We start from the raw sequence: 19,656 nt of genomic DNA, 5'->3' as shown, positions 1-19,656 counted from the left end.
GGCTCACGGGGCCACCTCCCGCGCCGGTTCGGCCACGCGCGACACCCGCAGCTCGGCGACCCGGTGCCGGTCCATCTGCACGACGCGGACGCGCCAGCCGTCCACCCGGATCTCCTCGCCCACGTCCGGTATGCGGCCGAGCCGCGCCAGCACCAGCCCGGCCAGCGTCTCGTAGTCGCCGGGCGGCATCCGGAAACCGCTCGCCTCGAACACCTCGTCGTCGCGCAGCAGACCGGACATGATCCACGCGTCCCGGCCCAGCGCCCGGACCGGCGCGCCCTCGCGGCGGTCGTGCTCGTCGCGGACGTCGCCGACGATCTCCTCCACCAGGTCCTCCAGGGTGACCAGCCCGGCGGTGCCGCCGTACTCGTCCACCACCAGCGCGGTCTGGAGGCCCGACGCCCGCAGCCGGTCCAGCAGGGCGTCGCCCTCCAGGGTCTCCGGCACGGTCTGCACCGGTCGCGCCAGCGCCGACACGGGTGTGGTGGCCCGTTGCGCGCGCGGCACGTTGAACGCCTGCTTCACGTGCACGATGCCGCGCACCTCGTCCAGGTCGCCGGTGTAGACGGGGAACCGGGAGAAACCGGTCTCCCGCGCTTTGGCCAGCAGGTCCAGCACGGTCGCGTCGGCACGCAGCGACTCGACCCGCACGCGTGGCGTCATCAGCTCGTCGGCCGTGCGGTCGCCGAACCGCAGCGAGCGGTCCAGCAGCGTCGCCGTGCCCTCGTCGATCGTGCCGTGCTCGGCGCTGGACCGGACCAGCGCGCCCAGCTCCTGCGGCGACCGCGCGGACGCCAGCTCCTCGGCGGGCTCCACGCCGAGCGCCCGCACCAGCCGGTTGGCCGCTCCGTTCAGGCCGAGGATCAGCCACCGGAACACCGCCGAGAACCACGCCTGCACGCCCGCCACGGCACGTGCCGTCTCCAGCGGTCGCGCGATGGCCAGGTTCTTCGGCACCAGCTCGCCGAACACCATGGACAACGCCGTCGCCACGGCCAGCGCCACCACCAGCGACACCGGCCCGGCCACCGCGTCGGGCACGCCGAGCAGGCCCAGCAGGGGCGAGAGGAGTTCCGCGATGGCGGGTTCGGCGATGTAGCCGGTGATCAGCGTGGTGATCGTGATCGCCAGCTGCGCGCCGGAGAGCTGGAACGACAGCGACCGGTGGGCCTTCGCCAGCGCGTGGGACTTCGCGTCGCCCACCGCGGCGACGTGCGACTCCACCGTGCTGCGCTCCAGCGCGGTCAACGAGAACTCGGCGGCGACCGCGACGAACGTGCCGACGGTCAGCGCGCCCACGGCCAGCAGGCCGAGCACACCGAGCAGGATTTCGGTCACCGGGCACCCCGCACGGGCACCGGGACTCGCGGGCAGCCGGGTGTCGGACCCGGCTCGGTACTGTGACCGGGGGATCGCGCGTCGCGCACGGGGTTGATCACTCCTCGACGGGGTGGTCCGGTTGCCGCGTCGGCGAACCGGGACATCCAGTTTAGGGAGTGGGACGCCCTCCGCGCAGACCGGTTCCGCCGGGTGTCGCGGTGCTCGCGCGCAGCACCACCTCGCCGGTGACGCGCACCGTGCGCGGCTCGCCGGCGACGTCGTCCAGCGCCAGTCGCGCCGCCCGTTCGCCCATGTCCTCCACCGGCAGGCGCACGGTGCTCAGGCCGGGCGAGAGGTCGCGCAGCGCCGGGACGTCGTCGAAGCCCGCCAGCGACACGTCTTCCGGCACCCGCACGCCGTGTTCCCGCAGCGCGGCCATCGCGCCCGTCGCCATGACGTCGTTCACGGCGAACACGCACGTCGCGCCGGTCTTCGCGGCGAGCAGGGCGGTGCCGGCCGCGTGCCCGCCGTCACGGGTGAAAGCGCCGTGCACCACGTTGTCGGCGGGCAGCGCGAGCCCGACGTCCGCGAGGCCCGCGCGGAAGCCGGCCACCCGGTCCCGCGCCGCCAGCAGCTCGGGCGGTCCGGCGAGCACGGCGAACCGCCGGTGCCCGAGGGCCGCCAGCTCGCGGGCCAGCGCACGCGCGCCGGCCCGGTTGGCGGGCACCACGGTGTCCACGCCGAGCCGTGCCTGCGACACGCACGCGACCCGGCCGCCCTGCCCGGTGAACCCCGCCAGCTCCGCCGCGAGCCGTGCCGCGGCCCGCCGGTCGGTGGTGCGGCTGCCCGCGAGCACCAGGGCGCGGGCGCGGTGCGCGCGCAGCGTGTGGACGAGCTGGCCCTCGCGCTCCGGGTCGCGGCCGGTGGTGCCCAGCACGACCACCAGGCCGGCCGCCTCGGCGACCCGCGTGACACCCGCCGCGATGCCGGCGAAGTAGGGGTCGGCGATGTCGTGCACCACCAGGCCGACCAGCAGGCTGCGGTTGCGGGCCAGGGCCTGCGCCGACGCGTTGGGCAGGTAACCCAGCTCGCGCGCCGCGCCGCCGACCCGTTCCCGCAGCTCCTCGCCGACCTGCCGGGTGCTGCCGTTGAGCACGCGTGACGCCGTGGCGAGCGAGACACCCGCGTGCCGGGCCACCTCGGCCAACGTCACCTGCCGCAACGCCGCCTCCTACGGGTACCGGGATTGCCGAGGGTAGCCGCCCGCGCGACCGCCGTCCGGGAGGCGACGACCGCCGTTCGCGGGCGGCGGGGCCGTCGGCCGGCCACCGGAGTGGGCCTCCGCCGGTCGGGGAAAGCGCTTTCCCGCCCGCTCCGGCCCACCTGTCCGGCGCGTTCACCCAGCCGCTCGCGCCCGCTGCTCCCGGCCGGCCGCTGCTGCCTCCGGGTCCTGTCCGGCGCCCGCGGCACCGTCGCCCTCTTCCACCCGGTGCCCGCCCGCCGACCGCCACCCCCGTCCCGGCGCGCCGCTCCCGACGCCGCGTGGGGGCCGGTCGTGGACGGCGGCCACGACCGGCCCCCGGTGCGCCCCTGGCGGGGCAGCTCCACCCCCGGCGGGCGGTGTCGGACATCGGCGAGACCCCGGTTCCCCCGAACGTTCCTCTGCACAAGACCGCGCGGAGCCCCGCCAAATACACCGCGCGACCGTTTTCCCCGAAGCCCCAGTAGCCTGCCGACATGGGCGAACGGGTATTCCTCATCACGGGGGCCTCCCGCGGCATCGGGTGGGCCACCGCGGAAATGGCCGCCGCCGCGGGGTACCGGCTGGTGCTGACCGCGCGGGACGTCGCGCCGCTGGCCGAGCGGGTCGCGGCGCTCGGCGGCCCGGACCGGGTGCGGGTCGCGGCGTGCGACGTGCGCGCGTGGGAGCAGATCGCCGCGCTGGTCGGCCACGTCGAGGAGGAGTGGGGCCGGTTGGACGTGGTGTTCGCCAACGCGGGCGCCAGCGTCGTCACCTCCTTCACGTCCTCGCGCGGCGCGCCGCCTGCGGAGTGGGGCGACATGGTGCTGACCAACGTGTGCGGCCCGGCGTTCACCGCGCGTGCCGCCCTGCCCGCGTTGATCCGCGGCGGCGGGCACCTGGTGCTCACCGGTTCGGCGGCGGGCCGGGGCGTGCGGCCGGGCAACCTCTACGCGGCGACCAAGTGGGCGGTCACCGGGCTGGCGCAGGCGATCCGCGCCGAGTGCGTGGGCACGGGCGTGCGGGTCACCCTGGTCCAGCCGGGCCTGACCGACACCGGCGGCATCCCGGCGTCACGCCGGGCCGATCCGAAGCTCGCGCCCGAGGACGTGGCGCGTGCCGTGCTGTACGCCGTGTCGCAGCCGCCGACGGTGGACGTCAACGAGATCCTCGTGCGCCCCGTGGGGCAGGACGCGTACCGGTGAGCCGGGTGGCGACCTCCGCCAGCGCCGCCCGCAGCTCCGCGGACGCCTCCAGGGTGTGGTCGGCGGCGATCAGCAGGAGTTCCGCGGCGATCGGCTCGACGGTGTGCGCGCCCAGGTGCACCCGGCAGGTGCGGGCGGTGACCGGCTCGACCTTGCCGGGCAACGCGCTCGGCAGCCGCGCCGCCACCACGTCGGCGGGCGCGTCCACCAGTGCGGTCGCCGTCCACCGGTAGGGCGCGGAGGTCAGCGAGCGCGCGACGAACGCGACCGGGTCGACCGGCGGCACGCGGTGCGGGAACCGGTGGCCGGTCGGCGTCGGCGACCCGATCCGGTCGACCCGGAACGTCCGCCAGTCCGCCCGGGACGGGTCCCACGCCAGCAGGTACCAGTGGCGGTACACCGTCACCAGCTTGTGCGGCTCCACCTTGCGCGACGTGCCCCGGAGCGTGAACCGCACCGCCTCGCGGTCCCGGCACGCCGCCGCCAACATGCCGAGCACGGCCGGGTCGGCGGGCGTGCCGCCGCCGAGCGGCACCCGCGCGACCGCCGAGCCGACCGCGCGCACCCGCCGCCGCAGCCGGTCCGGCAGCACCTGCTCCAGCTTCGCCAACGCGCGCACGGCGCTCTCCTCGACGGCCGAGCCGATCGCCGTGCCCAGCGCGACCGCGACCGCCACCGCCTCGTCGTCCGACAGCAGCAGCGGCGGCAGGTCGCGCCCGGAGGCGAGCCGGTAGCCGCCCGCCGAGCCGGTCGTCCCGGACACCGGGTAGCCGAGTTCACGCAGCCGCTCCACGTCCCGCCGCACGGTCCGGTCCGTCACGCCGAGCCGTTCCGCCAGTTCCGCACCCGTCCACTCGCGGCGGCCCTGGAGCAGCGACAGCATCCGCAGCATTCGCGCGGGCATGTTCATAACGGACAGCCTATGTCCTAAAGGCTGCTTAACGTGGCCGCCATGACGAACTACGTGTTGATCGCCGGTGCGTGCCACGGCGGCTGGTACTACGACTCCGTCGCGTCCGCCCTGCGGGCCGAGGGGCACGTGGTGCACGCGCCCACCCTCGGCGCGACCGGCAACCTCGAAGAGCACGCGGCGGAAGTGCTCGCCCTCCTGGCCGACCTGGACGACGTGGTGCTGGCCGGCCACAGCTACGGCGGCATGGTGATCACCACCGCCGCCGACCGCGTGCCGGAGAAGATCAAGGCCCTGGTGTACGCGGACGCCGTGGTGCCGCGTGACGGCCAGTCCGTCTGGGACCTGGTGCACGGCCCGTGGCGGAAGTGGTACGTCGACGGCGCGGCCGAGGACGGTCGCGGCGTCGCGCCCATGCCGTTCTTCGACCAGCGGGCGTTCCCGCACCCGCTCGCGTCGTTGTTCCAGCGCGCCCGGTTGACCGGTGCGGCGGACAAGGTGCCGCACCGCTGGTACCTGTACGCCGCGGAGACCGAGGACAGCCCGTTCACCAAGTTCCGCGACGCGTTCCGGGACGACCCCGCGTGGCGGGTGCGGGACCTGCCCGCGACGCACAACGTGCTGGCGGGCGCGGAGGCCGAGTTCCTGGACGTGCTGCGGGAGGCGGGTCGGGTGTGATTCACCCGTACGGCCCGCTCAGCTCGCGGCCGTTCCGACCGACGGTGTACGAGTGTCGCGCAATGCCACCGCACTGATCGCCCTGGGAGCGCTGGGCGCGTTCCTCGGGTTGGCCGTCGTGCTGACGCCCGGCGAGCCCACCGTGGACACCCGTGCCGTCGCCGAAGAAGCCGTGGTGGCCGCCCGCCGCGCGCCCGCGCCGGACGTGATCGCCGACGGGGTGGCGCGCGTGCTGCCGCCCGGCGGGCGGGCCGTGGTGGTCCGGCCCGCCCGTGGCAACGAGCCGTCGTCGCGCGGCGGCACGGACCGGGTGGCAGTTGTGGTCGGCGACGTGGACCGGGCGGCGGTGTCGTTGCTGGTGTCGGCGGGCGGCGCGGTCGGCGTCGGCGCGTCACCCGACGGCTGGTGGGCCGCGGTGGCGGTGCCCGCCGAGGCGCGCCCGCCGGTCGGTGCGGCGCTGGGCCTGTTGGTGGGTGCTGTGTTGCTCGGTGCGGCGGCGAACGAGGCGCCCCGACGCGGCGCGCGGGCGGACGTGTTGGTGCGCGGGCTGACCGACCTGGTGCCGAGGTTGCCGGCGGAACTGGCGGGGCGCGTGGAGGACGCGTTGGCGGCGGCCGGGGTGCGGCCCGTCGTGCCGGACGGGCGGCCGGTCGACCCGGTGCGCCACCGGGTCGTCGGCGTCGAGCCGACCGACGACGCGGAGCTGGTCGGCACCGTGGCGCGGACGGTGCGGCCGGGGTACGCGGAGGGCGGGCGGCTGCTGGTCCCGCCGCTGGTGGTGCGGTACGTGCTCTTGACTGGTATAGACCATTCGGGTTGAGTGGGCCAGGTCACGTCCGAGGGGCGCTCGAACGGGGAGAAAGAGGACACGTGTCGAAGATCCGCGTAGTGGCGGCGATCGCCGCCATGATGGTCGGTGCGGGGCTGACCGTCGCGGTGGCCGCCACCACGGCCTCCGCCGCGACCTGTGCGACCACCTGGAGCCCGACCGCTGTTTACACCGGCGGGATGACGGCCTCCCACAACGGCCGCAACTGGTCCGCGAAGTGGTGGACCCAGAACGAAACGCCCGGCTCGGCCTCCGTGTGGGCCGACCAGGGCGCCTGCGGCGGTGGCCCCACCACCACGCCGCCGGCGTGCGACTACCCCGCGTGGGTGCAGGGCAAGTCGTACGTCACCGGCAACATCGTCCGGTACACCGACGGCAAGTTCTACATCGCCGAGCACGACAACCCGGGCTACGACCCCACTGTTTCCACGTGGTACTGGGACCCGTACACGAACTGCACCACCACCACGGTGCCCACCACGACGACCAGCAACCAGCCCGGTGGCTTCGTGGTGAGCGAAGCGCAGTTCAACCAGATGTTCCCGAACCGGAACTCGTTCTACACGTACAGCGGTCTGGTGGCGGCGTTGAAGGCGTACCCCGGGTTCGCCAACACCGGTAGCGACACCACGAAGAAGCAGGAAGCGGCGGCGTTCCTGGCGAACGTGAACCACGAAACCGGTGGCCTGGTGCACATCGTGGAGCAGAACCAGGCGAACTACCCGCACTACTGCGACGCGAACCAGCCGTACGGCTGCCCGGCGGGGCAGGCCGCGTACTACGGCCGCGGTCCGATCCAGCTGAGCTGGAACTTCAACTACAAGGCCGCCGGCGACGCCCTGGGCCTGCCGCTGCTGACCAACCCGTGGCTGGTGCAGAACGACGCGTCGGTCGCGTGGCAGACCGGCCTTTGGTACTGGAACACGCAGAACGGTCCGGGCACGATGACCCCGCACGACGCCATCGTCAACGGTCGCGGGTTCGGTGAGACGATCCGCAGCATCAACGGCGCCCTGGAGTGCGACGGCCGCAACCCGGCGCAGGTGCAGAGCCGGGTGAACGCCTACCAGCGCTTCACCGGCCTGTTGGGTGTCACGCCGGGCAACAACCTGTCCTGCTGATCTCCTCGTTTTGCTGCCACCCGGTTCGGGGACCGACGGTCCCTGAGTCGGGTGGCTTCTTTTGGCCCCCAGCACTTTCCCCAGCGCCCGTCCTCCGGGCGGACATCGACAACCTGATCCACCACCACACTCGCCGGCCACTCGACCGCCCGTTCACTCCGCTGCTCCGCCACTCAGTCTGCCTAGTCGCTCAGCCAATCCGCCGCTCAGCCACTCGGTCGCCCAGCCAATCCGCCGCTCGGGTCGCCCAGCCACTCGGCAGCGCGGGCGTCGCGCCGCTCGGCCAATCTGCTGCTCAGCCGGTCGGTCACTCCGTCGCCCAGCAGACCGGCGGCCCGGCGAGCCCGACGGGCCAGCCGCTCCGGGACCGCCATCCGGTCCGGCGATCTTCGCCATCTTGTTGGGGGACCGACGGTCCCTCAACAGAGGTAGTTACATCACCCGCGCGCCCAGCGGACCGGGAGACCAGGAGCCTGGCGCGACCGACGAACCGACAGGCCGGGAGACCGGGAGACCGGGAGACCGACGGAACTGGCAGACCGGTGGGGCTGGCCGACCAGGAGACCAGCGGAGCCGGGAGGCCCGGCCGCCCGCGGACCGGCCGCCCGCAGACCGGCCGCCCGCAGACCGGCCGCCCGCAGACCGGCCGCCCGCAGACCGGAGCCGGAGCCGGCAGGACAGATCGGAAGACCGGAGGGGCCAGCAGAGCAGAAGCCTGGCGGGGCCGGGAGGCCAGTCGTTCGGCCATTCGGAATATCGGCGGGCTGGCCGCTTCGAGGGCGCCATCCGGTTCGGTGATCTTCGCCATGAGATTGGGGGACCGTCGGTCCCTCAACAGAGGCAGTTACATCACCCGCCTGTTCACCGGACCGCCTGCTCGCCGACCGGTGGACCGCCTGCTCGCCGACCGGTGGACCGCCTGCCCGCCTGCCCGCCGGACCGCTGGACCGCCGGACCGCTGGACCTCCGGATCGCTGGACCGCTGGACCGCCGGACCGGTGGACCGGTGGACCGGTGGGCCGGTGGGCCGGTGGACCGGTGGATCAGCGGGTCGGCGGGTCGGCGGGTCGGCTGTTCCAGGTGCGCCATCTGGATCGGTGAACTTCGCCATCAAATTAGGGGACCGTCGGTCCCTCAACAGAAGTAGTTACATCACCCGCCCAGGGCTCACCACGCACTCAACCCGCCACGGTCCACCGAAAGGCACGCGAAGGGGTCTCGCCCCGGGTGCCGCCAACCACCACACCCGAGTTGTTGATGTCCGCCGGCTCCACCGAAACACCAGCCGGGGCCGGCAGCAGGGTGAGCACGCCGTCCCGCCAGTGGAACGGGCGTTGGGGGCCTCCGTCCCGCTGCCAGCCGATCACGTCGCCACGGTCGTTCACCGCGACCGCGACGCTCGTGCCCGCGGCCCCGAGGTCGACCAGTTCGCCGTTACGCCACAAGGTCGCCCGCGACACCCCGTCCACCCTCCGCGAACCGACCACGTCACCGCTCTCGCTCACCGCCCGCCGGTGATCGGACACGACCGCGTCCGCGCCCGGCAGCACAGCAGGCCGACCACCGGTCCACAACACGGCCCGGGTGGTCGCACCCACCGTCCACGTCGCGGCCACCGCGTTCGACTCGCTGATCGCCGCAACGCGGTAGCTCCCGCCCTCACCGGCAGACGGCAGGCGGGTGCACTCGTCGACGTCGCAGTGGAAGACGAACGAGCCGTCCAGGGTGGCGGCTCCCGCGGTCGTCCCGTGGGCGTTCACGGCGCGATGATCGGTGTACACGGCCTCCACGGGCAGCGGCAGCGCATGGAACACACCCTCACGCCACGTCCCGGCCTTCCCGCGATGCGCCATCGGAACAACCCCGGCGTCGCTGATGTCGCGCCCGACCGGGCCGTTCTCCGCGGACCACACCGGCGACGTCCGGCTGCTCAGCCGCCCGTTCTCCCAGACCACGAAGTTGACGTAGCTGATCCCCTGGTACCCGAGCCGGATCGAGAACGCCACGTCGCCGCGCGCGTTGACGCCGTACGCCTCGCCAGCGGGATCACCGCCGCCCAGGACCGTGGGTGTCCTTCCGTCCCAACGCACGCCGTACGTGTAACCCGGCACGGGCCGCCGGCTCGGGCTCCCGGTGGTGCCGGCGACTTGGCCGGCCTCGTTGATCGCGGACGCCGTGGCGGAGGCCCACCCGGCGGCCGGGGGGAGTTCCTCGTAACCGGCCGCTACCGGCGTGACAAGGGTGTACACCGCGAGCGCGGTCGACATAGCCGATAGCCACCGCATGGGCAACCCCTTGCCTGGTCGCGACTTCTCCGAAAACGACGGTAGCGATGGCCCGCCTCCGCTGGTGCCGCTGAGCGGTTCAACCGCGTGCGACCCTTGTGGTGCCGTGGGGCGCAACGCCACGACGCCTGACCAGGCGTTTCACCAGCACGGGCACCCGTTCCACCCACCGCGTTCGACCAGTTGGTTCAGGTCCTTGACCCGGTTGTCGTTCACCGATTATGGTCTAGACCACATCGCCGGGTGTTGGCTCTCCTGCGGGTCGGCGCTCGGCAGACCCGGCCGCTGCGGATTTGGACCCTGCCCGGGAAACCCCTTGGGGTTTCCTCCGAAGGAGCTGGACAATGAGCCTCAAACGCAAGCTCGCGGCGGTTCTCGCCGGCGTGGGCATCGCCCCGTTCATCGTTGTGGTGTCAGCGGGAACGGCGAGTGCGCACGGCTACATCTCCTCGCCGCCCTCCAGGCAGGCGATGTGCGCGCAGAACCGCGTTTCCAACTGCGGCCCCATCGTCTGGGAGCCGCACAGCGTCGAAGGCCCCAAGGGCCTCCAGAACTGCCACGCGGGCGACAGCCGCTGGGCTCCGCTGAGCGACGAGAGCAAGGCGTGGCCCGCCACCTCCGTCGGCAACAACCTGAACTTCACCTGGACCATCACCGCCCGCCACGCCACCAGCACGTGGCAGTATTTCATCGGCGGCAGCAAGATCGCCGAGTTCAACGACGGCGGTCGCCAGCCGGCGGCCACCGTGACGCACAACGTCAACCTGGGCGGTCGCACCGGCCGGATCAAGCTGCTCGCCGTGTGGAACGTCGCGGACACCGCGAACGCGTTCTACAACTGCGTCGACCTCCAGGTGGGCTCCGGTGGCCCCGGCACGACGACCACCACCACGCCCTCGACGACCACGCCGCCGACCACCACCACGACCACCCCGCCCGCGGGCGGCACGTGGACCACGGGCGTCTCCTACGCCGTCGGCACGCAGGTGACCTACGGCGGCGCCAGCTTCCGGTGCCTCCAGGCGCACACCTCGCTCACCGGCTGGGAGCCGCCGAACACCGCTTCCCTCTGGCAGCGGCTGTAACGGATCGCGGAACCCGCCCGCGCCGCCCTGTTCGGGCGCGGGCGGGATTTCCCGTTCGGACAAGGAGGACGCACCTTGCGACGCCTCACCACCCTGCTCGCCGGCCTGCTCCTGCTCGCCGGCTGCGGCCTCGGCTCCTCCAACGAGGTGGCCGCGCCCACCGGACCCGTGTCGACCGTCGCGGAGACGAACGAGTTCAACCCGGTCGACGTGATGTACCTCCAGATGGCCGTGCCGCACCACCGCGCGGGCCTGGAGATCGTGAAGCTGGCCAAGGACCGGCAGGTCCGCACCGACGTGAAGAACCTCGCCGCCGCCATCGAGGTCACCCAACTGTCCGAAGTGGACTCGATGCTGAAGTGGCTGCACGACTGGAAGCAGCCCGAGACCGGCGGTGACCACCCGGACCTGCACGCGGGCCACGGCGGCGACCACTCGACCAGTCCCGAGGCCATCGCCGCGGTCGCCGCGAGCGATTCCGGCGAGTTCGAGAAGGCGTTCCTGAACCTGCTCATCGCACACCAGCACAACGCGGTGGAGATGGCGAAGATGGAGAAGGAAGGCGGGGTCAACCCGCAGACGAAAGCCCTGGCGGAACGCATCTTCCAGTCCCGCACCGGGCAGATCTCGCAGATGCTGGGTTACCTGGAGTGAACCCGAGGCCGGGGGCCGCGCCCCCGGCCATCAGAACTCCAGCCGCAAACCGCTCTCGAAGCGCCGCCGCTCACCGGTCACCGGATCGGTGAACGCCAACACCTTCGCCAGCAGCTGCAACGGGTTCGTGAAGTCGTCCAGCGGTTTCTCGCGCAGCACCGGGTAGAAGTCGTCGTGGCGGATCGGCACGCCCAGGCCGGCCAGGTGCAGGCGGAGCTGGTGCGTGCGGCCCGTCGCGGGCGTGAGCCGGTAGCGACCCCACCCATCGCGGTGCTCGACCAGTTCCACCAGCGTCTCGGCGTTCGGCGGGCCGGGCACCTCCTGCGCCGTGATCACGCCCTTGACCTTGACGATCCGGCTGCGCACCACGCGGGGCAGCACCAGCGCCGGGTCGTGCGGCGCGATCGCCTCGTACTCCTTGTGCACCAAGCGGTCCCGGAACATCGTCTGGTAGCGCCCGCGCAACCGCGGGTCCACCACGAACATCACCAGCCCGGCGGTCACCCGGTCCAACCGGTGCGCCGGGCTCAACTCCGGCAACCCGAGCCGCTGCCGCAACCGGACCAGCGCGGTCTCCACGACGTGGCTGCCCCGCGGGATGGTGGCCAGGAAGTGCGGCTTGTCCACCACCAGGATCGCGTCGTCGCGGTGCACGACCTCGATCTCGAACGGCACCGACGCCTCGTCCGGCAGGTCGCGGTGGAACCACACGGACGTGCCCGGTGCGAACGGCGCGTCCGGCGCGATCGGCCCGGTGAGGTCGTGCACCCGCCCCTCGACGAGCATCCGGTCGATCCGCTCCGGCGCGACCCGGGGCAGCCGGGCCACCAGGTGGTCGCGGATCGTCTCCCACGGTCCCTGCGCGGGCAGCCGCAGGCGGGCCGGGTCGAGGCCGTGGCGCTGGGGCAGCAGCGCGGGCCGGAGCTTGCGTCTCATCGGACGGCCAGCCTAACCGACGCCCACCGCCGAGCCGGCCGGGACTGGAGCCTGTCCTCAGGGGGTGGCGTGGTTGATCTGCTGTGTTCTCGGGTGGTGGTGCGCAGGTCCATCTCGGCCGGCGGGGGCCGCGATCGGGCAGGGCGCTAACTATCAGGCAGGCTTCCTGAAAGTTTCGTGGGTGGTGGCGCGCGGGGCCGTCCCGGCTGGCGGGGGTCGCGGTCGGGCAGGGCGTTAATTATCAGGCAGGCTCCCTGAAAATTAGCGCCCTGGCCGACCGCCGTCATAGCGGGCCGCGCGCACGGCGCCGCCTCACCAGGGCACCGGCCGCCCGTCGCGGAAGAAGCCGCCGGTCGGGCCGTCGTCGGGCAGCGTCACGGCCCACACCACGCTCGCCGCGCCGCGCTCCACCGGCCGCCCACCCGGGCCGCCCATGTCGGTGGCCACCCAGCCGGGGCAGACGGCGTTCACCAGGACGCGATCACGCCGCAACTCGTCGGCCAGCATGAGGGTCAACGCGTTGAGCGCCGCCTTCGACGCCGCGTAGGCCGGGGTGCCGCCGCCCATGCCGGTCAACGACCCCGCGCCGCTGGACACGTTGACGATCCGACCGCTCCCCTTGCGCAACAACGGCAGCAACGCGAGCGCCACCCGCCACGGGCCGTAGAAGTTGGTCTCCATCGCCTCCCGCACCACGGCCAGGTCGGCGTTCGACGCCCGCTGCCACGTGTCGTAGTGCACGGCGGCGTTGTTCACGAGCACGTCCAGCCGCCCGTACCGCTCTCCGATGTGCGTGGCGAGTCCGGCCGCCGAGCCGTCGTCGGTCACGTCCAGCCGGTGGTGGTCCACCCCCAGCTCCCGCGCGGCCCGCGCACCCTTCGCGGCGTCGCGCGCGGTGAGCACGACGGTGTAGCCCAGTTCCCGCAGCTGCCGGCACACCTCCCGCCCGATGCCCCGGTTCCCACCCGTCACGACCGCCACCGGCCCGGTCATCCGGCACCCCCTCCGCGTGTCCGCCCCCATTCTCCGCGAGAGCGCCCGCGCACGGCGCATCCCGGGCGGTACTACGTGCGGACGGCCGCGGTGCTCAGTCCTCCTCCTTGTCCTCGCCGCGCCTGCGGAGGAAGTTGAAGCCGGGTATGCCCAGGATCGCCTGCCGGACGTCGTTGGTCACTTCCAGCAACTGGTGGATGTCCGGCCCGACGCGGTCCAAAGTGGACAGCATCGGGAGCACGTCCTCCAGCAGGTGCTTGGTCAGCACCGGGAGCTGGTCCACGAGCTGGACTGCCGCGTCCACCTCGTGCGGCGACAAATCTTCCACGAACCGCTGCGCCAACGGGTGCGCCTGCCGGGCGAGGGGCGCGTAGTCGTCGACCAGCTCGCGGGACGTGCGGGCCGCGACGACCGCGTCCGCCGTCACCGCCTCCGCCCGCCCCACCAGGTCCTCGGTCCGCTCCAGCACCCGCGTGGTGCGGGTGACGAGCTGGTCGGCGCGCCGCACCACGTCCTCGGCGGCGGTCAGCAGGTCGACCACGCGGCCGGGCACGGAGACGGCCGTCTCGACGGTCGTGCGGGCCAGGTCGAACAACGCCCGGGGAGTCAGGTCCATGCGGACCACTCTGCCGCACCGACCCGGCACGCCGCTCGTCCGCGCCGCCCGACCGGTGTCGTGCGGACTGCCGAAGCGGTCGGGATAACACCCACCCGCACCGCCACGAAGTGACCCGTGTGCGACTCGGCCCGGCTGGGAGGAACTCATTGTGAGCAGAAGGAATCGCGCACTCGTCACCGGGGTGGTCGTCGCGGTGGCGACCTCGCTGCGTGCCGGGGGAAGCGCTCGCGGAGGCGCGCCCGCCGGCGTACGTGGCGAACAACGGCGGCGGTGTCTCGGTGATCGACACGACGACCGACACCGTCACCGCGACCATCACCGACCCCGGCGGCAGCTCCCCGTACGGCGTGGCGATCGCCGTCAACGGCAACCGGGCGTACGTGACCAACGCCCGGCACGGCACCGTGTCCGCCATCGACACCACCACCAACACCGTCGTCGGCACGGTCACCGTGGGCACCGGCCCGGCACAGGTCGCCGTCACCCCCGACGGCGCGAAGCTGTACGTCACGAACTACTCCGGCGGCACGGTGTCCGTAGTCGACACCGCCACGCTCACCACCACCGCCACGCTGGCCACGGGTGCCAACTCGGACGGCGTCGCCGTGTCGCCGGACGGCGCCCGTGCGGTGGTGACGCAGGACCTCGGCAACAGCGGCTACCTCCACCTGATCGACACCGCCACCGACACCGTCCTCGCCACCGCCGGCCCCGGCCCCGGCCAGACCACCACCGCCGTCGCCTTCACCCCGGACGGCACCAGGCTCGTCACCGCCGAGAAGTATTGGCACGCCGTTTACGTGTACGACGCGACCACCCTTGCCCGGGTCGGCGCGGTCCGGGTCGGGTGGACGCCCCACGGCCTGGACATCACGTCCGACGGCGCCCGCGCCTACGTCGCCAACAGCCTCGGCGACTCGGTGTCCGTGGTCGACCTGGCGCGGTCCGAGGTCGTCGCCACCATCCCGGTCGGGCGGCGCCCGATCAGCGTGGCCCTGACCCCGGACGACGCGAAGGCGTACGTCACCAACTACGACAGCGGCACCGTGACCGTGATCGACACCGCCTCGGCGACCGCGGTGGCGACCGTGCCGGTCGGCGTCAACCCGGTGGGCATCGCCCTCTGAGCGGGTTCCGCGCGGCGACTACCGTGGGCGGGGGAGAAGGGCTGGTCAAAGCGGGGACGACGTGGACGACGAGGTGCTGGAACTGCTCGCGGCGCTCGACGCGCTGGAGGGCGCTCGCGACGCGCGGGTCAACCTACTCGACACGCGTGCGGTGCTGCGGGTCCTCGCCGGGCGCATCCGGACCGAGTTCGGGTTCGACTTCAGCCTGATCGGCCTGGTCGAGGGGCGTGACCTGGTGTTGCGCCTGTGGTCGGGCACGCGTGACTCGCGGCTGCACGACCTGCCCGTCCCGCTCGGGCTCGGGGTCGGCGGCCGGGTGGCGGCGGCGGGCAGCCCCGTCGTGGTGCGCGACTACTACCGGTCCGACCGGATCACCCACGACTTCGACGCCCACGTCCGCGCCGAGGGCCTGGGCGGCGTGGCGGCGGTACCGGTCGGGGTGAACGGCGTGCGCGGCGTGCTCTACGGCGCGGTGCGCGGTCAGGCCGGGGTGGGTGACGACGCCGTGGCCGGGCTCGCCCGGCTGGCCCGGCTCGCCGGTGCGGCGGTGGACGTGGCGGACGGCGCGGCGGCGCTCGCCGACGCCGCCGCGGCGGGTGAGCGCCGCCGGCTCGCCGCGTCCCTGCACGACGGCGTGGGCGCGATGCTGTTCGGCGTCGGGTCGTCGGTGCGGCGGCTGCGTGGTCGGGCCGGGCTCGCCCCGGTCGTGGACGACGAGCTGGAGCGCATCGAGCGGCAGCTCGCGCGGGCCGGCGCGGCGTTGCGGGAGTCGATCCACCGGCTGGGTTCCGCGCGGGAACCGGTGCGGCTGACCGCGGACATCGCCGAGTCGGTGCGTGCGTTCACCGCCCGGTCCGGCGTGGCCGCGGACTTCGTGCCGGTCGGCGCACCGCCCGAGCTGGACCCGGCCCGCGCCGCGCTGGTGCTGCGGGTCGTGGACGAGGGCCTGCTGAACGTGGAGAAGCACGCCCGCGCCCGGTCGGTGGTGGTCACGCTGGCGGTCGCCGACGGCGTCGCGGTGGCGGTGCTGGACGACGGCGTGGGTGTCGAGGAGACCGCCGGGGGCACCGGCGCGGGGCTGCCCGCGTTGCGCCGCGAGGTCGCTCGGGCGGGTGGCGCGTTGACCCTGCGGCGTGTCGAGGACGGCGGCTCGGTGCTGCGTTGCGAGCTGCCCCCACCGGCCGCGACCTGCGGTACGTTGCCGTGATGGCGGAGCTGAGCTACGCGTCGGGCGTCTCCGACGTGCCACTGCTGGGTGACACCGTCGCGGCGGCTTTCGACCGGGCGGTGGCCGCTCACGGCGACCGGGAGGCGTTGGTCGAGTGCGTGACCGGCCGCCGGTGGACGTACCGCGAGCTGGCCGCCGAGGTGACCGCCGTGGCGGCCGGCCTGTGGGCCGCCGGCGTGCGGCCCGGCGACCGGGTCGGCATCTGGGCGCCCAACCGGGCCGAGTGGATCACCACCCAGTTCGCGACGGCGCGGATCGGCGCGATCCTGGTCAACGTCAACCCCGCGTACCGGGTGCACGAGCTGGCGTACGCGCTCAACCAGTCCGGGGTGCGGCTGCTGGTCGCCGCGAAGGAGTTCAAGACCTCCGACTACGCGGCGATGGTGGCGCGGGTGCGCCCGGACTGCCCGGCGCTGGAGCGCGTCGTGCTGCTGGACACCCCCGACTGGGCCGAGCTGCACTCGGCCGACCCGCCGCCGTGGCCGGAGCTGTCCGCCGACGACCCGATCAACATCCAGTACACGTCGGGCACCACCGGGTTCCCCAAGGGTGCGACCCTGTCGCACCACAACATCGTCAACAACGGCTTCTTCGTCGGTGAGCTGTGCGGGTACACCGAGCGGGACCGGATCTGCGTGCCGGTGCCGTTTTACCACTGCTTCGGAATGGTGATGGGCAACCTCGCCGCCGTCACGCACGGCGCGTGCGTGGTGATCCCCGCGCCGGCGTTCGACCCGGCGGCGACGCTGAAGGCCGTGGCGGACGAGCGGTGCACGTCGCTGTACGGCGTGCCGACGATGTTCATCGCCGAACTCGCCGACCCCGGTTTCGCCTCCTGCGACCTGTCGTCGCTGCGCACCGGCATCATGGCGGGCTCGCCGTGCCCGGTGGAGGTGATGCGGGAGGTGGTGGAGCGGATGGGGATGCGCGAGGTGTCCATCTGCTACGGGATGACGGAGACGTCCCCGGTGTCCACCCAGACCCGGCGCGGCGACTCGCTGGAGCTGCGCGTGTCCACCGTCGGCCGCGTCGGGCCGCACCTGGAGGTCAAGGTGGTGGACCCGGCGACCGGCCGCACGGTGCCGCGCGGCACGCCGGGCGAGCTGTGCACGCGGGGCTACTCGGTGATGCTCGGCTACTGGGAGCAGCCGGAGCAGACGGCCGAGGCGATCGACGCCGCCCGCTGGATGCACACCGGCGACCTGGCCGTGATGCGTGACGACGGCTACCTCAACATCACCGGGCGGATCAAGGACGTGGTGATCCGGGGTGGTGAGAACCTGTACCCGCGGGAGGTCGAGGAATTCCTGCACACGCACCCGGACGTGCTCGACGCGCAGGTCATCGGGGTGCCGGACGCGAAGTACGGCGAGGAGCTGATGGCGTGGGTGCGGATGCGGCCGGGCGCGGAGCCGCTGACCGCCGAGGCGCTGCACGCGTTCTGCGCGGACCGGCTCGCGCACCAGAAGATCCCGCGCTACGTGCACGTGGTGGAGGACTTCCCGATGACGGTCACCGGCAAGGTCCGCAAGGTGGAGATGCGGCGGCAGGCCGTGGAGGTACTGGGGCTGGGCGACGCGGACGCGGTGGAGCACGCTTGAGGGTCCTGGTCGTGGACGACCACCCCGTGGTGTGCGACGGGGTGCGCGCCCTGGTGTCGGTGACCGACGACATCGAGGTGGTCGGTTCCGCCCGGTCGGCGCGGGAGGCGGTCGGGCTGGCCGGCGAGCTGCGGCCCGACCTGGTGCTGCTGGACCTGCGCCTGCCGGACATGCTGGGGAGCGAGGCGCTGCCCAGGATCGCGGCCGTCGCGCCGGACGCCAAGGTGGTCATCTTCACCGCGTACGACGACCACGCGGCGTTGTCCGCCGCGTTGCGGGGCGGCGCGCACGGGTGCCTGCTGAAGGACGTCACGGACATCGACCTGGTGGCGCAACTGCGGCGGGTCGCGGCGGGTGCGCGGGTGGTGGACCCGAGGCTGCGCGAGTCGGGCGGGACCCCGTTGCGGGCGCGGTTGTTCCGGCTGTCGCTGAGCAGGCGCGAGTACGACGTGGTGCGCCTGGCCGCGATCGGCCGCACCAACCCGGAGATCGCCGAGGAGCTGGGTCTGACCCGGAACACCGTGAAGACCTACCTCCAGACGGCGATGCACAAGCTGGGTGCGCGCAACCGGGTGGAGGCGGTGCGCCGGGCGCAGGAGGAGCAGCTGCTGTAGGGGTCTCCCTGCGGCACCATGGCCTGGTGGATCTGGACGAGTTCCTGGACCTGGCGGACGGCCTGCTGCGCATCCCGTCCACCGCCGACCGGCCCGCGGAGCTGGCGCGGGCCCTGGACTTCGTGCTCGACGTGGTGGGACCCGGCGGCACCGTGGAGCGGTTCGAGTCGAACGGCAAGCCCAGCGCCCTGGTGCACCGGGGCACGCGGCGCGAACCGTTCCGGGTGCTGTTCAACGCCCACCTGGACGTTGTGCCGGGCGCGCCCGAGCAGTTCACGCCCCGTCGCGAGGGTGACCGCCTGTACGCGCGGGGCGCGCAGGACATGAAGCTCTCGGCGCTGGTGCTGGCGCTGGTGTTCCGGGACGTGCCGACGTCGTTCCCGGTCGGGCTGCAACTCGTCACGGACGAGGAGGTCGGCGGTCGCGACGGCACGCGGCACCAGTTGGCGCTGGGCGTGTCGGCGCGGTTCGCGGTGATCGGCGAGCACAGCGCGTTGCGGCTGGTGACCGAGTCGAAGGGCCTGGTGGGCGCGCGCATCGACGCCACCGGCCGGGCGGCGCACAGCGCGTACCCGTGGCTCGGCGAGAACGCCCTGGTGCGGCTCCTGCGTGCGGTGGACGCGGTGCTCGCCGCCTACCCGGTGCCCGCCGGGGAGGTGTGGCGGACGACGGTGAACGTCGCGCGCGTGGAGACGTCGAACACGGCGTTGAACCAGGTGCCGGCGGAGGCGTCGGCGTGGCTGGACATCCGGTACCCGGCGGAGGACGGCGATTTCGCCGGGCGGGGCGCGGACGAGGTCGCCGCGCACCTGTCGGCGTTGTGCGGGCTGCCGGTGGCGGTGGACCACGTGGAGCCGCCGCACCACGCGGACCGGGGCAGCGCGGAGGTGGCGGCGCTGCGGGCGGCGGCGCGGGACCAGGGCTACTCGGGCGACTTCCTGCGCAAGCACGGCGCGGCGGACTCCCGGTTCTTCCACCAGCGCGGGGTGGACGCGGTGATCTTCGGTGTCGGCGGCGACGGGCAGCACGGGCCCGACGAGTACGCCGACCTCGCCACCGTGCTGCCCTACCACCGCGCGTTGAGCGCCTTCCTGAAGTCGTTGGAAAACGCGTAACCGCTCGTTTACGCTTTCGTGGTGGTCGGCGTGATCGCGGCGGCGGGTCCTGGAGCTGCCGCGCGGGACGCGGCTGTCGGCCGGTGGGATCGCCGC

The 19,656-nt window shown here is 73.3% G+C and carries 18 protein-coding genes; 11 read left to right on the top strand and 7 right to left on the bottom strand.

What is annotated here, in order from left to right:
- Positions 1 to 3: 3 nt before the first annotated feature.
- Both KZQ38_RS28195 and KZQ38_RS28190 read right to left on the bottom strand, forming a co-directional pair.
- Entirely contained in the window at positions 4 to 1,338 is a 1,335-nt protein-coding gene (locus KZQ38_RS28195) for a hemolysin family protein (protein ID WP_219446083.1), read from the bottom strand.
- 151 nt (positions 1,339 to 1,489) lie between these two features.
- Entirely contained in the window at positions 1,490 to 2,542 is a 1,053-nt protein-coding gene (locus KZQ38_RS28190; protein WP_219446081.1) for a LacI family DNA-binding transcriptional regulator, read from the bottom strand.
- A gap of 515 nt (positions 2,543 to 3,057) precedes the next feature.
- Between KZQ38_RS28190 and KZQ38_RS28185 the strand changes: the two genes are divergently transcribed.
- Positions 3,058 to 3,765, top strand: coding sequence for an SDR family oxidoreductase (locus KZQ38_RS28185; protein ID WP_219446079.1), 708 nt, complete (start codon positions 3,058 to 3,060; stop codon positions 3,763 to 3,765).
- On the opposite strand, the gene KZQ38_RS28180 is transcribed toward KZQ38_RS28185, so the two are convergent.
- A complete protein-coding gene (locus tag KZQ38_RS28180) occupies positions 3,719 to 4,675 on the bottom strand; it encodes a helix-turn-helix transcriptional regulator (protein ID WP_257902394.1) in 957 nt (318 codons plus the stop codon). The two genes, KZQ38_RS28185 and KZQ38_RS28180, sit on opposite strands and share 47 nt — an antisense overlap.
- A gap of 42 nt (positions 4,676 to 4,717) precedes the next feature.
- Here KZQ38_RS28180 and KZQ38_RS28175 point away from each other — a divergent pair, with 42 nt between their 5' ends.
- Genes KZQ38_RS28175 through KZQ38_RS28165 form a run of 3 tightly spaced genes read left to right on the top strand, consistent with a single transcriptional unit; the run spans position 4,718 to position 7,303 of the window.
- Positions 4,718 to 5,353: an alpha/beta hydrolase gene (locus KZQ38_RS28175; protein ID WP_219446077.1), complete on the top strand. Its 636-nt coding sequence runs from the start codon at positions 4,718 to 4,720 to the stop codon at positions 5,351 to 5,353.
- A 52-nt stretch (positions 5,354 to 5,405) separates the two neighbouring features.
- Complete coding sequence (locus KZQ38_RS28170; RefSeq protein ID WP_219446075.1) at positions 5,406 to 6,173, top strand: nucleotide exchange factor GrpE; 768 nt, start codon at positions 5,406 to 5,408, stop codon at positions 6,171 to 6,173.
- A gap of 50 nt (positions 6,174 to 6,223) precedes the next feature.
- Positions 6,224 to 7,303 carry a glycoside hydrolase family 19 protein gene (locus tag KZQ38_RS28165; protein ID WP_308258631.1) on the top strand — a complete coding sequence of 360 codons (1,080 nt, stop codon included), beginning with the start codon at positions 6,224 to 6,226 and terminating at the stop codon, positions 7,301 to 7,303.
- Between the two features lie 1,178 nt (positions 7,304 to 8,481).
- Here KZQ38_RS28165 and KZQ38_RS28160 read toward each other — a convergent pair.
- The gene (locus KZQ38_RS28160) at positions 8,482 to 9,570 is read right to left on the bottom strand and encodes a hypothetical protein (protein WP_257902393.1); all 1,089 of its coding nucleotides are present in this window, start codon (positions 9,568 to 9,570) and stop codon (positions 8,482 to 8,484) included.
- Positions 9,571 to 9,932: 362 nt separating this feature from the next.
- On the opposite strand from KZQ38_RS28160, the gene KZQ38_RS28155 reads away from it, so the two are divergent.
- Complete coding sequence (locus KZQ38_RS28155) at positions 9,933 to 10,673, top strand: lytic polysaccharide monooxygenase (RefSeq protein ID WP_219446071.1); 741 nt, start codon at positions 9,933 to 9,935, stop codon at positions 10,671 to 10,673.
- A 75-nt stretch (positions 10,674 to 10,748) separates the two neighbouring features.
- Positions 10,749 to 11,327: a DUF305 domain-containing protein gene (locus KZQ38_RS28150; RefSeq protein WP_257902392.1), complete on the top strand. Its 579-nt coding sequence runs from the start codon at positions 10,749 to 10,751 to the stop codon at positions 11,325 to 11,327.
- Positions 11,328 to 11,357: 30 nt separating this feature from the next.
- On the opposite strand, the gene KZQ38_RS28145 is transcribed toward KZQ38_RS28150, so the two are convergent.
- From KZQ38_RS28145 to KZQ38_RS28135, 3 genes are all read right to left on the bottom strand, one after another.
- Positions 11,358 to 12,263, bottom strand: coding sequence for an RluA family pseudouridine synthase (locus tag KZQ38_RS28145; RefSeq protein WP_219446069.1), 906 nt, complete (start codon positions 12,261 to 12,263; stop codon positions 11,358 to 11,360).
- 312 nt (positions 12,264 to 12,575) lie between these two features.
- On the bottom strand, positions 12,576 to 13,256 hold the full coding sequence (locus tag KZQ38_RS28140; protein WP_219446067.1) for an SDR family oxidoreductase: 681 nt from the start codon (positions 13,254 to 13,256) through the stop codon (positions 12,576 to 12,578).
- A gap of 94 nt (positions 13,257 to 13,350) precedes the next feature.
- Positions 13,351 to 13,872 (bottom strand): hypothetical protein, encoded by a 522-nt coding sequence (locus tag KZQ38_RS28135; protein WP_219446065.1) that lies wholly within the window; start codon positions 13,870 to 13,872, stop codon positions 13,351 to 13,353.
- A 212-nt stretch (positions 13,873 to 14,084) separates the two neighbouring features.
- Between KZQ38_RS28135 and KZQ38_RS37290 the strand changes: the two genes are divergently transcribed.
- The 5 genes from KZQ38_RS37290 (at position 14,085) to KZQ38_RS28110 (ending at position 19,560) form a co-directional block, all read left to right on the top strand.
- Complete coding sequence (locus KZQ38_RS37290; protein ID WP_219446063.1) at positions 14,085 to 15,002, top strand: cytochrome D1 domain-containing protein; 918 nt, start codon at positions 14,085 to 14,087, stop codon at positions 15,000 to 15,002.
- 61 nt (positions 15,003 to 15,063) lie between these two features.
- Entirely contained in the window at positions 15,064 to 16,209 is a 1,146-nt protein-coding gene (locus KZQ38_RS28125; protein WP_219446062.1) for a GAF domain-containing sensor histidine kinase, read from the top strand.
- Entirely contained in the window at positions 16,209 to 17,831 is a 1,623-nt protein-coding gene (locus tag KZQ38_RS28120; protein WP_219446060.1) for an AMP-binding protein, read from the top strand. The genes KZQ38_RS28125 and KZQ38_RS28120 overlap by 1 nt, the downstream gene beginning before the upstream one ends.
- A complete protein-coding gene (locus KZQ38_RS28115) occupies positions 17,828 to 18,445 on the top strand; it encodes a response regulator (RefSeq protein WP_219446058.1) in 618 nt (205 codons plus the stop codon). The genes KZQ38_RS28120 and KZQ38_RS28115 overlap by 4 nt, the downstream gene beginning before the upstream one ends.
- 26 nt (positions 18,446 to 18,471) lie before the next feature.
- Positions 18,472 to 19,560 (top strand): M20 family metallopeptidase, encoded by a 1,089-nt coding sequence (locus KZQ38_RS28110; protein WP_219446056.1) that lies wholly within the window; start codon positions 18,472 to 18,474, stop codon positions 19,558 to 19,560.
- Positions 19,561 to 19,656: the final 96 nt, after the last annotated feature.

This window comes from Saccharothrix obliqua, assembly GCF_019375475.1.
Classification (GTDB): Bacteria; Actinomycetota; Actinomycetes; order Mycobacteriales; family Pseudonocardiaceae; genus Actinosynnema; species Actinosynnema obliqua.
Note: the sequence above shows the minus strand (reverse complement) of the source record. Positions and strands in the feature narration are given on the sequence as shown.